Raw genomic sequence first — 15,668 nt, forward strand, 5'->3', positions numbered from 1 at the left:
AATAGCACTAAACCAGAATGGCTAGTAAGTTAATTTACTAGCCATTTTTTATGTCGAATATCAAGAAAAACTCTAATGACATTACCTAAAAAAATTTTAATAGCTTTTGCGTTGACGTACTCTTGGCATAGCCATGCTGAGGACACTCAAAAGCACTATTACACAGATATTCCAGGCGTAGAGGCGAATGTTTTAATCAAAACTACCAAGTCTTGGAATGGATCCACACTTCCAGCATACAGCGAAGGTCAGCCTGAAATTACCATCGTGAGATATACATTTGCCCCTGGGGCGTCAATACCGATGCATATGCACCCCGTCATTAATGCCGGCGTTTTACTAAAGGGTGAGCTCAATATCCTGACCAAAGCCGGCGAAAAAGTAATAGTGAAAGCAGGCGAACCATTGGTTGAACTTTTTAAAGAGTGGCATTTGGGCTCCAATCCAGGGACCGAGCCAGTTGACCTAATCATTGTCTATGCAGGGACAGTAGGCACCGCCTTAGTTATACGTGAGCACTAGGATTCGTAAGGACAAGGAAATGAACTGCAAATAAAAATAGAGCTACAAGAGCTCTATTTTTACAATTTCAAAAATATTAAACCTATGCTGCTTTAGCCTTTAGGTAATTTGCGCGCATTGGACGCAATACAAAGAAGGCAAGAAGTGCTGCGGTTGCATCTAAAGCAATCATGATGGCAAACACTGGGATCCAACTCTCAGTAACACCATGGATGTAAGCTGCAATTGGGCCACCGATGATGGATCCAACACCTTGAGCCATGTACAAGAAACCATAGTTAGTTGTTGCATGCTTTTGACCAAAAGTATCTGTCAAGGTTGATGGGAATAAAGAGAAAATCTCACCCCAGCCAAAGAACACGATACCCGACAAAATCACAAACATGACGGGATCAGAGCGTGTCATTACCCAGAAAAACATTGCTACTGCCTCAAGACCAAATGCAATGGTCATTGTGTATTCGCGTCCGATTTTATCTGATACCCAACCAAATAATGGACGTGTCAAGCCATTGGTTACACGGTCAATAGTTAAAGCCAAAGGCAATGCAGCCATTCCAAAAACCATTGCTCCAGTAATGCCAAAATCTTTCGCAAATGCACCCATTTGAGAAATTACCATCAAACCTGATGTGGACATCATGGACATCATCAAGAACATCAACCAAAAAACTGGGGTCTTGAGCATTGCTTTAGGAGTAACACCTGACGCAGCGGCTTCAATCTGGCCAGCAGTTTGAATACGGTCAGCATGTGGCACTCGAATACCTTGCGCAGCTAGCAGGCCTACGGCGCCAATAATGTACCCAAAGAATGTTAAAGTGCCTTGGAGACCAGTCTCAGTGAGGCTGGTAGCGATAGGAAATGTGGTTAAAAGTGCGCCGATACCATATCCAGCGGCAACCATTCCGACTGCAAAACCTCGGTTATTGGGAAACCAGCGAACCATCAGACCCACAACGCCGATGTACACAATTCCGGTACCCAGACCACCAAGCACACCATAAGTGATGTAGAGGTTAGAAACTGTTGTGAGGTTTGCGGAGAGAACCCAGCTTAGACCAGTGAGAATCGTACCAATAGATAGCAAAAGACGAGGTCCAAATTTATCTACCAAATAACCCTGAAATGGCGAGAAGAAAGTTTGCAGCACAATCAAAATCGAAAAGGTTACCTGCAACTCAGTCAGAGTTACACCAAGCTGACCCATGATGGGTTTGGTAAATAGCGCCCAGACATACTGAGGGCTTGAAATCGACATCATGCAAATGACGCCAAGGGCAAGCTGCACCCATTTGGACTTCAGGGGGTTAGTGCTAGCAGGTGCCGCACTCATTGTTACTGAACTCATACAAGTCTCCTTATTCAAAATACTAGAATTTTTAAATTCAATCCTTAGGAGTTCATTGTGTTCCTTAGGGCAAGGGGAATCCCTAGCTCAATCACCGCTTTGGTGCATCATGCATTCCATGGATGCACCAATCTAGAGCAATAAAAAACGTCTACTCTTTTGGAGCTTCGCAGACTCCATGGCTGCAGGTAATGCCGACCTTGATAGCAAACCTTTTTCTATATAGATAAAACCATGATGGTCTTTAGTGATACGAAGAAGGTTGTAGAGGATATGGTTAGGTCAGCTTCTTGAAGATCTACTAGTTGGATTCAAATTTAAAAACCGCCCAGAGGCGGTTTTGGTCTGACATAGCGTAAGCAAGAGGCCTACCAGCTTCCTTTGCTAGCTTTCTGAATCGAGATAGCCACACTTCCAATAATCAACTTACCCCAGTCTGGGCAGACAACGACAGCGCCCCCATTGTATGGAGAAATCGTTTGATATTGACCACCAGAAACCTTCCAACTAGAACCATCGGATGGCTGAAAAGTATCACCAGAGAATCCCATAAATGAATAAGGGTTTTTAATAGACTCTCTATAACAAATGATTTGTTTGGTATCGACTGTTTGAGCAAGCGCATTCGATGAATGCAGTCCCACAAATAGTATGGCCAAAAAAGCCAAGGGCTTAAAAATTTCTTTCGCCCTGCAGATGGAAGAGCAGAATATTTTCATCGCTTCTTTTGGATTTTTTGCAACAATGCTTCGCACTCTTTTAGCCTTTTTAGGGCGAGCTTTGTGGGCAGCACAATTTTTACCCGACCATCTTCAGAATCGACTTTGGTAAGCAGTAGATTCTTTGCAATTAATTTCTTCAATATGGCATGCAGGGTTGGCTGGGAGGCAATGTCCTCCATAAGCAAAATATCAAGCACTCTTAAGCGATTGTTATCCAACACTGCAGAATGCACGGCATTAAGAACTGACACCTCATTGTAAGAAGTAAGTCCATACCGCTTATTGATTGCTACAACTTCCGCAAAAAGCAATAAATACTCTGATTGGTCATTTTTTTGCATATGCAAATGGTATTGTGAATGCCCCGCAAACACCACGACTTTCAATTAAAGTTATTTATGTCACTTTTCATATTGATTATTAATAATCAAAGTACATAAATAAAAAACGCCTGGTCTTTTGAACCAGGCGTATTTGTTTCTACAGCTTGAGAGCTGAGGAAATTGACGGCAATTACATCATGCCACCCATTCCACCCATACCACCCATACCACTCATATCAGGCATACCACCAGCGGAATCATCCTTTGGAGCTTCGCAGATTGCGCAATCAGTAGTCAACAATAGGGCTGCAACAGAAGCTGCATTAACCAATGCAGTTTTTGTTACCTTAGTTGGGTCGATCACGCCTTGAGCTACGAGGTCGCCATATTCACCAGTTGCTGCGTTGTAACCGTTATTGCCTTTGCTGGCCAATACCGCATTAACAACTACGCTGGCTTCATCACCTGCGTTAGAAACGATGATACGAATTGGCTCTTCCATTGCGCGTAATACGATGCTGATACCAGCGTCTTGATCAGGATTGTCGCCTTTTAAGCCCTTGATACCTTGCATTGCGCGTAATAAAGCTACGCCACCGCCAGGAACAATACCTTCTTCAACCGCTGCGCGAGTTGCATGCAATGCATCATCAACGCGGTCTTTCTTTTCTTTCATTTCAACTTCAGTAGCAGCGCCAACACGAATCACTGCAACACCGCCTGCCAACTTGGCAACGCGCTCTTGCAATTTCTCTTTGTCATAGTCGCTAGTTGCTTCTTCGATCTGAACACGAATATTCTTTACGCGCGCTTCGATTGCTTTAGCATCGCCAGCACCGTCAATGATGATGGTGTTTTCTTTGCCAATTTCGATGCGCTTCGCTTGACCTAAGTGCTCAAGAGTTGTTTTCTCGAGTGTAAGACCGATTTCTTCGGCAATCACAGTACCGCCAGTCAAAATCGCGATGTCTTCCAACATGGCTTTACGACGATCGCCAAAGCCTGGAGCCTTAACAGCGCAAGTCTTAATGATGCCGCGAATGTTGTTTACAACCAAAGTTGCCAAGGCTTCGCCTTCAACATCTTCTGCAATGATCAACAATGGACGACCAGACTTGGCCACTTGCTCGAGTACTGGGAGCAAGTCACGAATGTTGCTAACTTTCTTGTCAAACAAGAGAACGTATGGAGTTTCCAATACGGCAACTTGCTTTTCAGGTTGGTTAATGAAGTATGGAGAGAGGTAACCGCGGTCAAACTGCATACCTTCAACTACTTCAAGCTCATCTTCCAAAGACTTGCCATCTTCAACAGTGATGACGCCTTCTTTACCTACTTTTTCCATTGCTTCAGCTATACGCTGCCCAATGCTGTGATCGCTGTTAGCTGAAATAGAGCCAACTTGAGCGATTTCTTTAGTAGTTGTGCACGGCTTGCTGATTTTCTTCAACTCTTCGATTGCAGCTGAAACTGCTTTATCGATACCGCGCTTCAAGTCCATTGGGTTGTGACCTGAAACTACGTATTTCATACCTTCGCGAACGATGGACTGAGCTAATACAGTAGCGGTAGTGGTACCGTCACCAGCGATGTCATTAGTTTTAGAAGCAACTTCCTTCACCATCTGAGCACCCATGTTCTGGAGCTTGTCTTTGAGTTCGATTTCTTTTGCTACGGATACGCCATCCTTAGTGATGGTTGGGCCGCCAAATGAACGCTCGATAACTACATTACGACCTTTTGGTCCTAAAGTTGTCTTTACTGCGTTCGCAAGAATGTTTACGCCTTCTACCATCTTGGTACGGGCGTTATCTCCAAATACGACGTCTTTTGCTGCCATGATTGAGTTCCTTTCTTAGGTACCGATTACTTCTGTACAACAGCCATGATGTCTTCTTCGCGCATTACGAGAAGCTCATCGCTGCCGACCTTAACTGTTTGACCTGCATATTTGCCAAATAACACGCGATCGCCAACTTTGACGTCTGGTGCATTCAACTTACCGCTGTCATCACGCTTGCCTGGGCCAACTGCCAATACTTCGCCTTGGTCAGGCTTTTCAGCAGCAGCATCCGGGATGATGATTCCAGAGGCAGTTTTTGATTCTTGATCTAAACGTTTAATGATTACGCGATCATGTAAAGGACGCAGATTCATTCCTTCTCCTATGTTAGTAAGTGTTAACTAATTAAAAAACCAATATAAATCAATGTGTTGCAATCTCTTAACACGAAGGCAACAAGCTTTTAAGCTTAGTAAGCCTGTTTTAGCACTCGCGTGTAGGGAGTGCTGATTATATAGGTCTGATTCTAGGGATTTCAAGGGCAAATTGTTGGAGTTTCTTAAGGATTGAACTCTGGATACCCGTGATTGAACTGAGAAATCCATAAAAATCATAGAGATATGATTTTTCCACAAATTTTGACATTAAATATAGGCGAATATTTATTGAGGGAAGTTATCTAATTTTTCTGTAAATAATGCCGTCAGCAACCAAAGTCACGGCAACGGTTAATTAGGTGCCGACCGCTTTTCATTCAATTGCAGTCATTCAAAATAGAGTATTTAGGATTCCTGTGGGGCGGAGATCGGCCAGTAAGAGACGTTTACATATTGAATATTGTTTCAGCTCAAATCTTTCAGGACCTGGGATTCAATTAACTGCCATTCTTGATCAGTAAAGAGGCGTGAACGAGTATGAAATGCTTTTCCAGTTGAGCCTTCAAGAGAAAATGTTCCACCATGCCCCTCGATTACATCCAGAATTAGTTGTGTATGTTTCCAATACTCATATTGGAGCTTGCCAATAAAAAATGGCACACCACCAACTTCACCCAATTTGATGTCATATGGACCAATGGTCAAGTCCGTTGGTAAATAGCAATTAGCTGCACTGTTATCGCAGCATCCCCCAGATTGATGAAACATGATTTCACTATGCTCAGCCTGTAGCTGAGCAATCAGGGCTAGCGCCTCATCTGTAGCTATAACGCGTTCAACCATATTTAATCCTTTCCTAACTCCAAGAATAAAAAAGGGCGGATTACTCCGCCCTTTGATTAAATCACTAACTATCCACTTAGAAGAATCCCAGCTTAGTTTCACTGTAACTGACTAATAAGTTTTTGGTTTGCTGATAGTGGTCGAGCATTACTTTATGGGTTTCTCTTCCAATGCCAGACTCTTTATAGCCACCAAAGGCTGCATGGGCAGGGTATGCATGGTAGCAATTAGTCCAGACACGGCCAGCTTTAATGGCGCGGCCCATGCGGTATGCCACGTTGCCATTACGGCTCCATACTCCAGCACCCAAACCATAGAGTGTGTCATTGGCAATTTCTAAAGCTTCAGCTTCATCTTTAAATGTCGTTACCGCTAAGACTGGTCCAAAAATTTCTTCTTGGAAGATGCGCATCTTATTGTGACCTTTAAATAAGGTGGGCTGAACATAGTAGCCGCCTTCAAGGTCTCCGCCCAAGTTCGCTTGTGCGCCACCGATTAACACTTCTGCACCTTCTTGTTTCCCTAAATCTAAATATGACAAGATCTTAGTAAGCTGCTCTTTGGAGGCTTGCGCACCCATCATGCTGTCTGTATCAAGAGGATTGGCATGTTGAATAGCCGCTACACGCTTGAGAACTTTTTCCATAAATTTCTCATAAATGCTTTCTTGGATAAGGGCTCTAGATGGGCAAGTACAAACTTCACCCTGATTAAAGGCAAATAGCACCAAACCTTCAATGGCCTTGTCTAAGAAGCCATCATCCTTATCCATTACATCCGCAAAGAAGATATTCGGAGATTTTCCGCCTAATTCGAGGGTGGCTGGAATTAAGTTGTTCGCAGCAGCTTGAGCAATGACTCGACCAGTAGAGGTGGATCCAGTAAAGGCAATCTTCGCAATACGTTTGCTTGTGGCCAATGGCATCCCGGCTTCACGTCCATAGCCATTGACGATATTGAGTACTCCAGGTGGCAACAGATCGGCAATTAACTCCATTAATACCAAGATGGAAACAGGGGTAGATTCTGCTGGTTTTAGTACTACGCAATTACCAGCCGCGATTGCGGGCGCTAATTTCCAAGCTGCCATCAAAATAGGGAAGTTCCAGGGAATAATTTGACCCACCACTCCCAAAGGCTCGTGATAGTGATAAGCCACAGAGGTCTCGTCGATTTGAGAGAGTGCCCCTTCTTGAGCGCGAATACAGCCTGCAAAATAACGGAAATGATCAACTGTGAGGGGAATATCCGCATTGAGAGTTTCGCGAATAGCCTTTCCGTTATCTACAGTTTCAGCATAAGCAAGGAGCTCTAGGTTGGCTTCAATGCGATCAGCAATCTTTAATAAGACATTGGCTCGATCAGCAGCAGCTGTCTTACCCCAAGCATCAGCCGCTTTGTGAGCGGCGTCTAGCGCCAACTCGATATCTTCCGCGCTTGAACGCGCAGCTTTTGTATATACCTTGCCACTTATTGGGGTGATGACGTCAAAGTACTGGCCTTTCACCGGCGGAGTCCACTTGCCGCCAATAAAGTTGTCGTACTGAGATTTGTATTGAATTTTTGCGCCTGCAGCGCCGGGGGCTTCGTAGATCAAGATTTTCTCCTATGAATGTGCTTATGAAATGCTATTTATTCCAATTAAGAAATAGCAATAGAGCGCAATTTCATCGAAGCAGAAAAATTACGCAATCAGATGCAGTGCAGCAATTTTTCAAATATTCAAAAAGAGCTATAAACAAGGGTATTTCCTGAGTGGCGAAATAAACAAGTGTTCATTTATGTGACACTCTAGCGAGTACTGACCTAACTCATTAGTGGACTCAAAATGAAAGTTTCCAATCTCCGGGATATCAGAAGAAGCTGGCTTCTTCGCGGAGACGTGCCTGCCGGAAATCTCGAGTCACAATTAGGCTTAACGGTTTACCGTTCTTGGCAAAGGTGCTTGCACTCGGGGCTGGAGGCATTTCAAAAGCAGTTACCTGACAATATTTTAAGTGGCTCTATATTGCAATCTCGCATTGATCAACGACGTGATCTCATTGCTTTAGCGAAACCCACCATGAATTATTTGCATGGATTAATGTCTGGCAGTGGCGGGGTTATTATTTTGTCTGACCACCAAGGAGTTATTGTCCATTCTGTGGGAGATGCTCAATTTGTTTCTAAAGCTGATCGAGTATTACTTAAGACGGGCGCTTCATGGCAAGAAAAGCATCGCGGGACCAATGCAATTGGCACTGCTTTAGTTGAACGAACTGCAGTTTCAATTAATGGACCTGAACATTTTTTAGAAAACAATGGGTTTTTAAGCTGTACAGCTGCACCAATCTTTGCGCCAGATGGAAGCATTAGTGGTGTTTTAGATATCTCAACGGACAAAAACGCTTATCACCCCCACACCATTGGACTCGTCAAAGCAACTGTTCACTCCCTAGAAAAACAATTGTTTTGCTCTATTGAGTCCCAATACACTCTTGTCCTAAAAGTGCATAGTAGTCCTGAGGGACTTGGGTCAATGGGAGAGGGTCTCATGGGACTCGATGAAAATGGCACTGTACTTGGAGTAGATCGTGCCGCGCTTTCGCTAATGGAAATCAATGCCTTGGATATTGGAGCTGTAAAGATTCAACAACTTTTAGATATTTCATTGGATCGAATATTGGATTACGCCAAAAAAGACCAAAGTAAGATATATGAATTAAGAACCCATTTTTCTAAATCTTTATTTTTTAAATTTGCTTTGAACTCATCATATGCCCGCTCTCACCAAACGAAGAACTTCGATATTGCCGTCGACTTATCTGAGGAACAAGCTAATGTGAGCCACATTGAAGAATTTGAATCGGGAGCGTTAAAACAGCTTTCTAGAATTGCTATTCAGAAAACCCTAGAGAAGACAAATGGCAACATCTCTCTTGCAGCCAAGCTTTTAAGTATTAGTAGGAATACCTTATATCGCTATCTTAAAAGCGAGCCCAAAAGATAGGCGATACCTAGAAAATGTCTTTTAATGGGAGCATAAGTAAATACGTCTCCAAGTAAGAGCAGGGCAATGCGGCTCTTAGCTCAGTTGGTAGAGCAGAAGACTCTTAATCTTTTGGTCGCGTGTTCGAGTCACGCAGGGCCCACCAAGAATCATTAAATTAAGTATTGGTATCAATATGCGTTTTCATAATCTCTATTTGTCTCCCTTGATCATGATTCTTGCCTCCTGTGCAACTCAGTCGGGCGTATGGATCAAGAGCGGTGTTGCGCCACTGCAATTTAATCAGGATAACTACGCTTGTCTTCAGGAGTCGCAGCAACCCTATGGGTACAGTCAAGGCGGTTATGGTTGGGGCAATGGATGGGGTCCTGGATGGGGAGGATATAACGGCTACTCTGGCGTTCAAACAAATCAAGAGCTTTATTCAGCGTGCATGAAGGCGCGTGGATATAGTTGGCAGCCGGATAAAGTACCGGGTCAATAAAGCTTCTATTTCGTTGGCGAAGGGATTGCTCTGCCATAGTCCCTTATGGGTCGAATTACGCCATCTTGGCTTGGTTGGGATGAAGGCCTGCTCACCATCTCGTAAACGCCATAACCAGATACTCAAATAAAGAGCTGCAGTACATTCTTTAGTGGTTGGGCTTAGAGTTTAACGATATACTCTGCTTAAGCAGGAGAGTGAGGTTTTATCTCCACCGAAGGCGCAAACTCCCATGAACGCTCAGGTATCCGATAGGAAGGTACTGCTTATCCTAAATAGCCGTCTGGAGAGTCACCATCTTTATGGTGCACCGAAGGAGCAAGCACTCAGCCACGCTGCAGTGTGAATCTCTCAGGTATCAGGGACAGGGGGAGCGGCAGCCATATTGCTATGGCACTTTAGGAGAACTCGCATGCATAGCCTTCCTGGCTAATTTATTTCTGAACTTTTGTTATTTAAATTTTCATTTATTAAATTAGGAATTCATCATGACTAACAAATTCGTTGAAGAAGCCCCATTCCACCCTGGATATGAGGATGCCGCTTATCAACATGAGGTTTCACCAATGTTGGCAGAATTAGAGAGCTTTAGAAAAATCAATGCTCGCTACCTTAGATTTTCAGAGGTAATAGTACATTTCTGCAAGTCTTCAAAAATAAGCCCATCTACCCCATAGATGATGCGATAGCCCAGCTAGGAATAGCCGTGGCTTTACTTTTAAAATTGGAAAATCAAGTGAATCGAATTATGCTTTTAGCAAAATTGCATCGTGTAAAAGTTACTGAGGCTGACTTGCACTATGAAGGCTCATGTGGGATTGATGAGGACTTGTTAGATGCGGCAGATATGCGGGAGTTTGAAAAAATTGAGCTATATAACATTAATAATGGCGAGCGCTTTTCAACATACATTATTAAAGCGGCTCGTGGATCTGGAGTGATCTCTCTTAACGGAGCGGCCGCAAGAAGAGCGCATGTTGGGGATCATTTAATCATCTGTACCTATGGTCAGGTTAGTGAAGTTGATCTGGAAAGCCATACCCCTAAAATTATCTTAGTTGGAGAAGGTAATAACATCAAAGAAATTAAAAAATAGTCTCTGAGTGACCGCAAATCCGTTGCTATCCATCGATGTTGATATGTTTTTCAGTCTTTCTCTGCCCAATTTGGATCTTAGGCCTTTCCGAATGCAGCCTCTATGGACTATCTATAGACAAGAAGCTTAACAAGCAGTTTCTACAACTACTGTGATGGCGACTTATACGGTTGGTTTGTAAAGTTGGTAACTCAGCCCTCGATAAGAGGCCCGCTTTTGAGCAGGTCTTTTTTGTTAAGTGCGAGGGGCTGCTTTGGGTCGGATTGAGCCTATCGCCCAAAGTCCATCTGACTGTCTGCTTATGTGAGAGGGGTAGACTGCGGCGATGGCATTAACGCAGCCTCCCCAATTTCAAACCTCAGTTTGTTCTGCCATCTCTAAAGCATCATCTACTTCAATGCCTAGGTAACGAACTGTACTTTCCAGCTTGGTATGACCCAGCAGCAGCTGAATTGCTCGTAGGTTTTTAGTCCGGCGATAGATTAAAGAAACCTTAGTGCGGCGCATGGTGTGCGTTCCATAGTTTGCTGATTCCAAGCCAATAGAGCTAACCCAACTATGCACAATCCTAGCGTACTGCCTAGTCGATAAATGTGGGGATTCTTTAATCCGACTGGGGAATAGATAATCCTCCAGGTGCAAACCATCCGCCTGAATCCATTGCTCAACTGCAGTCCTTGTTAATTCAGTAATTTCAAACTGAACTGGTCGATGGGTCTTTTGTTGCAATATGTTGGCTCTAGATGAAACATGGTCTCCAGTCGCGATATCTCGAACTTTTAACTTAACTAGGTCACAAGCTCTTAATTTGCTGTCGATAGCCAAATTAAATAAAGCTAAATCCCGCTTGTTGCCATTTAGTTGAAGTCGGACCCGAATGGCCCAAATATCTTTTAACTTAAGTGGTGCTTTCTGCCCTGTCAGTTTGCCTTTGTTCCAGGGTTCTTTATGCGTAGTTGCAATAAGCTGTTCCATGACATTCTCCTTATGTGAAAGGGAATATCACTTTGCGCTGAATTAATGGCATCAGCAAGGACTCTAGAAATCTCAAAAGCAGCCATTCAAGCTAGTTAGCTACTGGAGGCAAATATCGACCCAAAGGAGCCCTTGAGGTCTGACCCGACCTCATGGCTAATCCACCAAACAATAACCCTACATTCCAAAATTTGGTTTTTTTGCCGAACGACAGAACAGCGCCATAAAAATTACTACAGCGGCAATTTCAGCTATCAGAAATGGGCCAATATCCTTTGGTGAAATCCCTACAAAAGTATTTGTAAAGCCCCTAGCAACTGCCACAGCAGGATTACTAAAGAAGGTGGAAGAGGTAAACCAGTAGCCAGCAGTCACTGTTAGCGCAACCAGCATGGGAACTTTATCTTTAGCCACTTTATCCCCCAAGTGAATCACAGAGAGCAGAACCAGGGTAGAAATTAATTCACTAACCCAAATTCCTGTACCCGTTCGCACCTTAACTGACTCTTGAAGAATGGGTGATCCGAACATAGTGTGGGTAAGCCAAATTCCAGCAATAGCGCCACAAAATTGAACAAGCCAGTAACCAAAGAGCTTGTTCTTACTAATGTGCCCGAGCTTCCAAAACATAGCACTAACCACTGGATTAAAGTGCGCCCCTGAAATAGGTCCAAGTAGGGTAATTAATACATACAATCCTGCCCCAGTAGCAATGCTATTACCGAGTAGAGCTACAGCGTTATTGCCACTTGCCAATGACTCGCCCATCATTCCTGAGCCCGTCACAATTGCCAACAATAAAGCTGTACCTACAAATTCACTTACATAACTTCTCATGCTTTTGTGTGGATTTCTTTCAAGCTCATTGAATCTAATTTGTCCAAAGGCATGGCAGCAAGAATATCAATACGCTTCTTGAGGCCGTTCATTACATTTACAAAAGCCGCTTTCTTCTCCAGGTCTGTACCCTCTACCTGCGATGGGTCAGGAAAGCCCCAATGTGCTGTTGCTGGGTTTCCTGGCCATATTGGGCAAACTTCGCCAGCCGCATTGTCACAAACAGTGATGATGAAATCCATCTTAGGAGCACCAGCCTCTCCAAATACATCCCAGCTTTTAGACTTTAATTTCGCTGGGTCCAAACCCATCTCCAACGCTAGCTCTCTAGCAATTGGGTTAACAGATGTGCCTGGAGTAGAGCCAGCAGAAAAACCAACAAACTTACCACTTGGATGTGTAGATGCTAGTGCTTCACCCAAGATAGAGCGAGCAGAGTTATGAGTACACAAGAACAGGATGTTGTATTGCTTCATGGTGCTTTAACCTTTTTGGAAGATTTAATAGGTAAACAGGATTGACCGCCACAACAGTTATCCAGCAAAAACTGGCTTAACTCTTGAACTAAATTGGCATTAGGGCGATAGATTAGGTTGCGACTTTGACGCTCTACCGAAATTAAATTGGCTTGATAGAGCTCTTTTAAATGAAAACTCAGCGTGGCATTGGGTATACCCAGCATCTCATGGATCTGAGACGGCGTTAAACCCTTATCCCCTTTTTGAACAATCAATCGAAACACGTTAAGGCGTGATTCCTGTCCTAAGGCGATAAATGCTTGTACGGCTTCTGTATTTTTCATATTTCGATGATAATGGAAATAATATGACAGTTTTATGACATGGATCAAATGATTGGCTAAACCTTTTTGCCACAATAAAGGCATAGACTAGCCACGTTAACAAGGAGTTCTTATGAAGACAATTCAAGTATTTGACCCAGCAATGTGCTGCAGCTCAGGTGTATGCGGCGTCGATGTAGACCAAGCATTAGTCACCTTTTCTGCTGATGTGGAATGGGCAAAACAAAATGGCGCCAAGATTGAGCGATTTAATCTTTCATCTGAACCAATGGCATTTGCTGACAACAAAACAGTGAGTTCATTTTTAGAACGCTCTGGCGCAGAAGCCCTGCCATTAATACTGGTCGATGGTGAAATGGCTCTAGCTGGTCGTTATCCCAATCGTACTGAATTAACTCGTTGGGCAGGCATTATTCAAACTGCAGAAGCAAAGCCTGCCTCAAGCTGCTGCGCTGGAAGTAAGTGCTGTTAATTAAGGATTTTTTATAATGATGCAATTTCTCAACTCCCCTCCTCGCTTTTTATTCTTTACTGGTAAGGGTGGTGTTGGGAAGACTTCTATTGCCTGCGCCACAGCGATTGAATTAGCTGAATCAGGCAAACAAATCTTGCTAGTGAGTACCGACCCTGCATCGAACGTTGGCCAAGTATTTGGCATAAAAATTGGCAATAACATCACTGCTATACCCGCTGTACCGAATTTATCGGCCCTAGAGATTGACCCACAAGCTGCCGCCCAACTCTATCGGGATCGCATTGTTGGCCCCGTAAGAGGTAAGCTACCTGATACGGTGGTTAAAGGCATTGAAGAGCAGCTTTCGGGCGCATGTACTACTGAAATTGCGGCCTTTGATGAGTTCACTGCACTGTTGACCAACAGCGTATTAACTGCTCAATATGATCATGTCATTTTTGATACAGCCCCTACAGGTCACACCATTCGACTATTGCAACTGCCAGGGGCTTGGAGTGGATTTTTAGAGGAAGGTAAAGGAGACGCCTCGTGCTTAGGTCCTTTAGCTGGACTAGAAAAGCAGCGCACCCAATACAAAGAAGCAGTTGATGCGCTAGCAAATCCTGAGCGTACACGCTTGATATTGGTGGCTAGAGCCCAAGCATCTACCTTGCGTGAAGCTGCCCGTACCCATGATGAATTAGCTGGCATTGGCTTATCTAAACAACACCTAGTTATCAATGGTGTTCTACCAAAGAGTGAAGCATCTCAAGATGAGTTAGCAAAAGCCATATATGAGAGAGAGCAAAAAGTTCTTGCCTCCATTCCGGAGGTCCTTAAGACCTTACCTACCGACATCATTGAATTAAAGCCGTTCAACCTGGTTGGCTTAGATGCATTGCATCTATTACTTAAAGATCAGATTATTGAGCCTGACCCTTCTGAATTTAAAGCAATTACCCTTAATGCCCCTAACTTATCCACCTTGGTAGATGAAATTGCCAAAGATGGTCACGGCTTAGTAATGACCATGGGTAAAGGTGGGGTTGGTAAAACTACGATTGCTGCAGCAGTTGCCGTAGAGCTTGCCCATCGCGGCCTGGCTGTTCATCTCACCACTTCGGACCCAGCAGCGCACATCAATGAAACCTTAAATGGCGCCATGGATAACTTAACAGTTAGTCGCATAGATCCTCATGCCGAGATTGATCGATACAAACAACACGTCATGGACACCAAAGGTAAAGAACTTGATGACGCTGGGCGCAGATTATTAGAAGAAGATTTGCGCTCCCCTTGCACAGAGGAGATCGCAGTATTCCAAGCCTTTTCTAGAATTATTCGTGAGGCTGGCAAGAAGTTTGTTGTTATGGATACTGCTCCAACTGGGCATACATTGCTATTGCTAGATGCTACCGGCTCATACCATCGTGATATTGAGCGCCAAATGGGTAAAACCAATACGCATTACACAACGCCAATGATGCAGCTACAAGATCCAAAACAAACCAAAGTACTCTTGGTCACATTAGCCGAAACGACCCCAGTACTGGAAGCTGCCAACCTACAGGCAGACTTAAGAAGAGCGGGAATCGAGCCGTGGGCTTGGGTAATCAACAATAGTGTGGCAGCATCAAACCCCCATTCACCACTTCTTAGAAAGCGGGCACAAAACGAATTGGTTGAAATTGATCTAGTAGCCAACACCTACGCCACTAGATATGCAGTGTTACCCCTTCTTAAAGATGAGCCCATTGGCGTTGAAAAATTGCTGGGGCTATCCAGACACCAGAAGTAACCACAGGCTCATATTGGCCGATTTGAGACTATGAAGTCAATTGCAACTAACGGTCGCATCTCGACCCATAGCCGTCATTAGTGTGAAACCAATTAGTACCAATGAAAAAGTTGGGGGGCTTTTAGCAGATTATCTCTTTGGACGATCTGAATCAACTACTGGGTATGCATCATCCCACTGCATTTTGGCTGAAAGCCTATAACAGATTGCCAAGTCAATACGAGATTGCTTTTCTTGGGCAGATATTTCTCCCAAGCAATCCCAGGATCGATTGTGGATTGAAAAATAATGTTCAATATCAAGCATCTGATC

At 43.8% G+C, this 15,668-nt stretch carries 18 protein-coding genes and 2 riboswitches; of the genes, 7 read left to right on the forward strand and 11 right to left on the reverse strand.

Features of this window, described 5'->3' with window-relative positions; genetic code table 11:
* Nucleotides 1-75 precede the first annotated feature (75 nt).
* Nucleotides 76-522, forward strand: a complete 447-nt coding sequence (locus ICN42_RS00610) for a cupin domain-containing protein (protein WP_216249411.1) — start codon at nucleotides 76-78, stop codon at nucleotides 520-522.
* An 82-nt stretch (nucleotides 523-604) separates the two neighbouring features.
* Here the strand turns inward: ICN42_RS00610 and oxlT are convergent, their stop codons facing one another.
* From oxlT to ICN42_RS00645, 7 genes are all read right to left on the reverse strand, one after another.
* The gene (oxlT, locus tag ICN42_RS00615; RefSeq protein ID WP_216249413.1) at nucleotides 605-1,873 is read right to left on the reverse strand and encodes an oxalate/formate MFS antiporter; all 1,269 of its coding nucleotides are present in this window, start codon (nucleotides 1,871-1,873) and stop codon (nucleotides 605-607) included.
* Nucleotides 1,874-2,241: 368 nt separating this feature from the next.
* Nucleotides 2,242-2,517 carry a hypothetical protein gene (locus tag ICN42_RS00620; RefSeq protein ID WP_216249415.1) on the reverse strand — a complete coding sequence of 92 codons (276 nt, stop codon included), beginning with the start codon at nucleotides 2,515-2,517 and terminating at the stop codon, nucleotides 2,242-2,244.
* A gap of 71 nt (nucleotides 2,518-2,588) precedes the next feature.
* Nucleotides 2,589-2,936, reverse strand: coding sequence for a hypothetical protein (locus ICN42_RS00625; protein ID WP_216249419.1), 348 nt, complete (start codon nucleotides 2,934-2,936; stop codon nucleotides 2,589-2,591).
* Between the two features lie 172 nt (nucleotides 2,937-3,108).
* On the reverse strand, nucleotides 3,109-4,758 hold the full coding sequence (groL, locus tag ICN42_RS00630; protein WP_216249423.1) for a chaperonin GroEL: 1,650 nt from the start codon (nucleotides 4,756-4,758) through the stop codon (nucleotides 3,109-3,111).
* Between the two features lie 26 nt (nucleotides 4,759-4,784).
* The gene (locus ICN42_RS00635; RefSeq protein ID WP_015421939.1) at nucleotides 4,785-5,075 is read right to left on the reverse strand and encodes a co-chaperone GroES; all 291 of its coding nucleotides are present in this window, start codon (nucleotides 5,073-5,075) and stop codon (nucleotides 4,785-4,787) included.
* 468 nt (nucleotides 5,076-5,543) lie between these two features.
* Nucleotides 5,544-5,921: a DUF779 domain-containing protein gene (locus ICN42_RS00640; protein ID WP_071539722.1), complete on the reverse strand. Its 378-nt coding sequence runs from the start codon at nucleotides 5,919-5,921 to the stop codon at nucleotides 5,544-5,546.
* 76 nt (nucleotides 5,922-5,997) lie between these two features.
* On the reverse strand, nucleotides 5,998-7,518 hold the full coding sequence (locus ICN42_RS00645; protein WP_071539723.1) for an aldehyde dehydrogenase family protein: 1,521 nt from the start codon (nucleotides 7,516-7,518) through the stop codon (nucleotides 5,998-6,000).
* 231 nt (nucleotides 7,519-7,749) lie between these two features.
* On the opposite strand from ICN42_RS00645, the gene ICN42_RS00650 reads away from it, so the two are divergent.
* The 4 genes from ICN42_RS00650 to panD all read left to right on the forward strand — a co-directional run bounded on the left by ICN42_RS00650 (nucleotide 7,750) and on the right by panD (nucleotide 10,490).
* On the forward strand, nucleotides 7,750-8,910 hold the full coding sequence (locus ICN42_RS00650) for a sigma-54-dependent Fis family transcriptional regulator (protein WP_071539724.1): 1,161 nt from the start codon (nucleotides 7,750-7,752) through the stop codon (nucleotides 8,908-8,910).
* 211 nt (nucleotides 8,911-9,121) lie between these two features.
* Nucleotides 9,122-9,394, forward strand: coding sequence for a hypothetical protein (locus ICN42_RS00655; RefSeq protein ID WP_216249427.1), 273 nt, complete (start codon nucleotides 9,122-9,124; stop codon nucleotides 9,392-9,394).
* A 180-nt stretch (nucleotides 9,395-9,574) separates the two neighbouring features.
* A riboswitch (glycine riboswitch) is annotated at nucleotides 9,575-9,664 on the forward strand.
* Between the two features lie 3 nt (nucleotides 9,665-9,667).
* Nucleotides 9,668-9,772, forward strand: a riboswitch (glycine riboswitch).
* Between the two features lie 110 nt (nucleotides 9,773-9,882).
* Nucleotides 9,883-10,071 (forward strand): hypothetical protein, encoded by a 189-nt coding sequence (locus ICN42_RS00660; RefSeq protein ID WP_216249429.1) that lies wholly within the window; start codon nucleotides 9,883-9,885, stop codon nucleotides 10,069-10,071.
* Nucleotides 10,072-10,130: 59 nt separating this feature from the next.
* Entirely contained in the window at nucleotides 10,131-10,490 is a 360-nt protein-coding gene (gene panD, locus ICN42_RS00665) for an aspartate 1-decarboxylase (RefSeq protein WP_216252781.1), read from the forward strand.
* A gap of 351 nt (nucleotides 10,491-10,841) precedes the next feature.
* On the opposite strand, the gene ICN42_RS00670 is transcribed toward panD, so the two are convergent.
* The 4 genes from ICN42_RS00670 to ICN42_RS00685 form a co-directional block, all read right to left on the reverse strand.
* A complete protein-coding gene (locus tag ICN42_RS00670) occupies nucleotides 10,842-11,465 on the reverse strand; it encodes a tyrosine-type recombinase/integrase (protein ID WP_062310081.1) in 624 nt (207 codons plus the stop codon).
* A 177-nt stretch (nucleotides 11,466-11,642) separates the two neighbouring features.
* Entirely contained in the window at nucleotides 11,643-12,302 is a 660-nt protein-coding gene (locus ICN42_RS00675; protein WP_216249434.1) for an MIP/aquaporin family protein, read from the reverse strand.
* Nucleotides 12,299-12,778, reverse strand: a complete 480-nt coding sequence (locus tag ICN42_RS00680; RefSeq protein ID WP_216249437.1) for an arsenate reductase ArsC — start codon at nucleotides 12,776-12,778, stop codon at nucleotides 12,299-12,301. The genes ICN42_RS00675 and ICN42_RS00680 overlap by 4 nt, the downstream gene beginning before the upstream one ends.
* Nucleotides 12,775-13,104 carry a helix-turn-helix transcriptional regulator gene (locus tag ICN42_RS00685; protein WP_216249439.1) on the reverse strand — a complete coding sequence of 110 codons (330 nt, stop codon included), beginning with the start codon at nucleotides 13,102-13,104 and terminating at the stop codon, nucleotides 12,775-12,777. Before ICN42_RS00685 ends, ICN42_RS00680 begins: the two co-directional genes overlap by 4 nt.
* A 112-nt stretch (nucleotides 13,105-13,216) precedes the next feature.
* Here ICN42_RS00685 and arsD point away from each other — a divergent pair, with 112 nt between their 5' ends.
* Entirely contained in the window at nucleotides 13,217-13,576 is a 360-nt protein-coding gene (gene arsD, locus ICN42_RS00690) for an arsenite efflux transporter metallochaperone ArsD (protein WP_216249441.1), read from the forward strand.
* Nucleotides 13,577-13,595: 19 nt separating this feature from the next.
* The gene (gene arsA / locus ICN42_RS00695; RefSeq protein ID WP_216252782.1) at nucleotides 13,596-15,356 is read left to right on the forward strand and encodes an arsenical pump-driving ATPase; all 1,761 of its coding nucleotides are present in this window, start codon (nucleotides 13,596-13,598) and stop codon (nucleotides 15,354-15,356) included.
* The last annotated feature ends 312 nt before the right edge of the window (nucleotides 15,357-15,668 follow it).

It is taken from the genome of Polynucleobacter sp. 71A-WALBACH, assembly GCF_018882365.1.
In the GTDB taxonomy this organism is placed as follows: Bacteria; Pseudomonadota; Gammaproteobacteria; order Burkholderiales; family Burkholderiaceae; genus Polynucleobacter.

What these genes read in the sequence shown, in the direction of transcription:
- ICN42_RS00635 (WP_015421939.1), bottom strand. Translation starts at nt 5,075, where the DNA reads ATGAATCTGCGTCCTTTACATGATCGCGTAATCATTAAACGTTTAGAT.
- ICN42_RS00675 (WP_216249434.1), bottom strand. Translation starts at nt 12,302, where the DNA reads ATGAGAAGTTATGTAAGTGAATTTGTAGGTACAGCTTTATTGTTGGCA.
- ICN42_RS00655 (WP_216249427.1), top strand. Translation starts at nt 9,122, where the DNA reads ATGATTCTTGCCTCCTGTGCAACTCAGTCGGGCGTATGGATCAAGAGC.
- ICN42_RS00640 (WP_071539722.1), bottom strand. Translation starts at nt 5,921, where the DNA reads ATGGTTGAACGCGTTATAGCTACAGATGAGGCGCTAGCCCTGATTGCT.
- oxlT (WP_216249413.1), bottom strand. Translation starts at nt 1,873, where the DNA reads ATGAGTTCAGTAACAATGAGTGCGGCACCTGCTAGCACTAACCCCCTG.
- arsD (WP_216249441.1), top strand. Translation starts at nt 13,217, where the DNA reads ATGAAGACAATTCAAGTATTTGACCCAGCAATGTGCTGCAGCTCAGGT.
- ICN42_RS00685 (WP_216249439.1), bottom strand. Translation starts at nt 13,104, where the DNA reads ATGAAAAATACAGAAGCCGTACAAGCATTTATCGCCTTAGGACAGGAA.
- ICN42_RS00650 (WP_071539724.1), top strand. Translation starts at nt 7,750, where the DNA reads ATGAAAGTTTCCAATCTCCGGGATATCAGAAGAAGCTGGCTTCTTCGC.
- ICN42_RS00680 (WP_216249437.1), bottom strand. Translation starts at nt 12,778, where the DNA reads ATGAAGCAATACAACATCCTGTTCTTGTGTACTCATAACTCTGCTCGC.
- groL (WP_216249423.1), bottom strand. Translation starts at nt 4,758, where the DNA reads ATGGCAGCAAAAGACGTCGTATTTGGAGATAACGCCCGTACCAAGATG.
- ICN42_RS00660 (WP_216249429.1), top strand. Translation starts at nt 9,883, where the DNA reads ATGACTAACAAATTCGTTGAAGAAGCCCCATTCCACCCTGGATATGAG.
- arsA (WP_216252782.1), top strand. Translation starts at nt 13,596, where the DNA reads ATGCAATTTCTCAACTCCCCTCCTCGCTTTTTATTCTTTACTGGTAAG.
- ICN42_RS00610 (WP_216249411.1), top strand. Translation starts at nt 76, where the DNA reads ATGACATTACCTAAAAAAATTTTAATAGCTTTTGCGTTGACGTACTCT.
- ICN42_RS00670 (WP_062310081.1), bottom strand. Translation starts at nt 11,465, where the DNA reads ATGGAACAGCTTATTGCAACTACGCATAAAGAACCCTGGAACAAAGGC.
- ICN42_RS00625 (WP_216249419.1), bottom strand. Translation starts at nt 2,936, where the DNA reads ATGCAAAAAAATGACCAATCAGAGTATTTATTGCTTTTTGCGGAAGTT.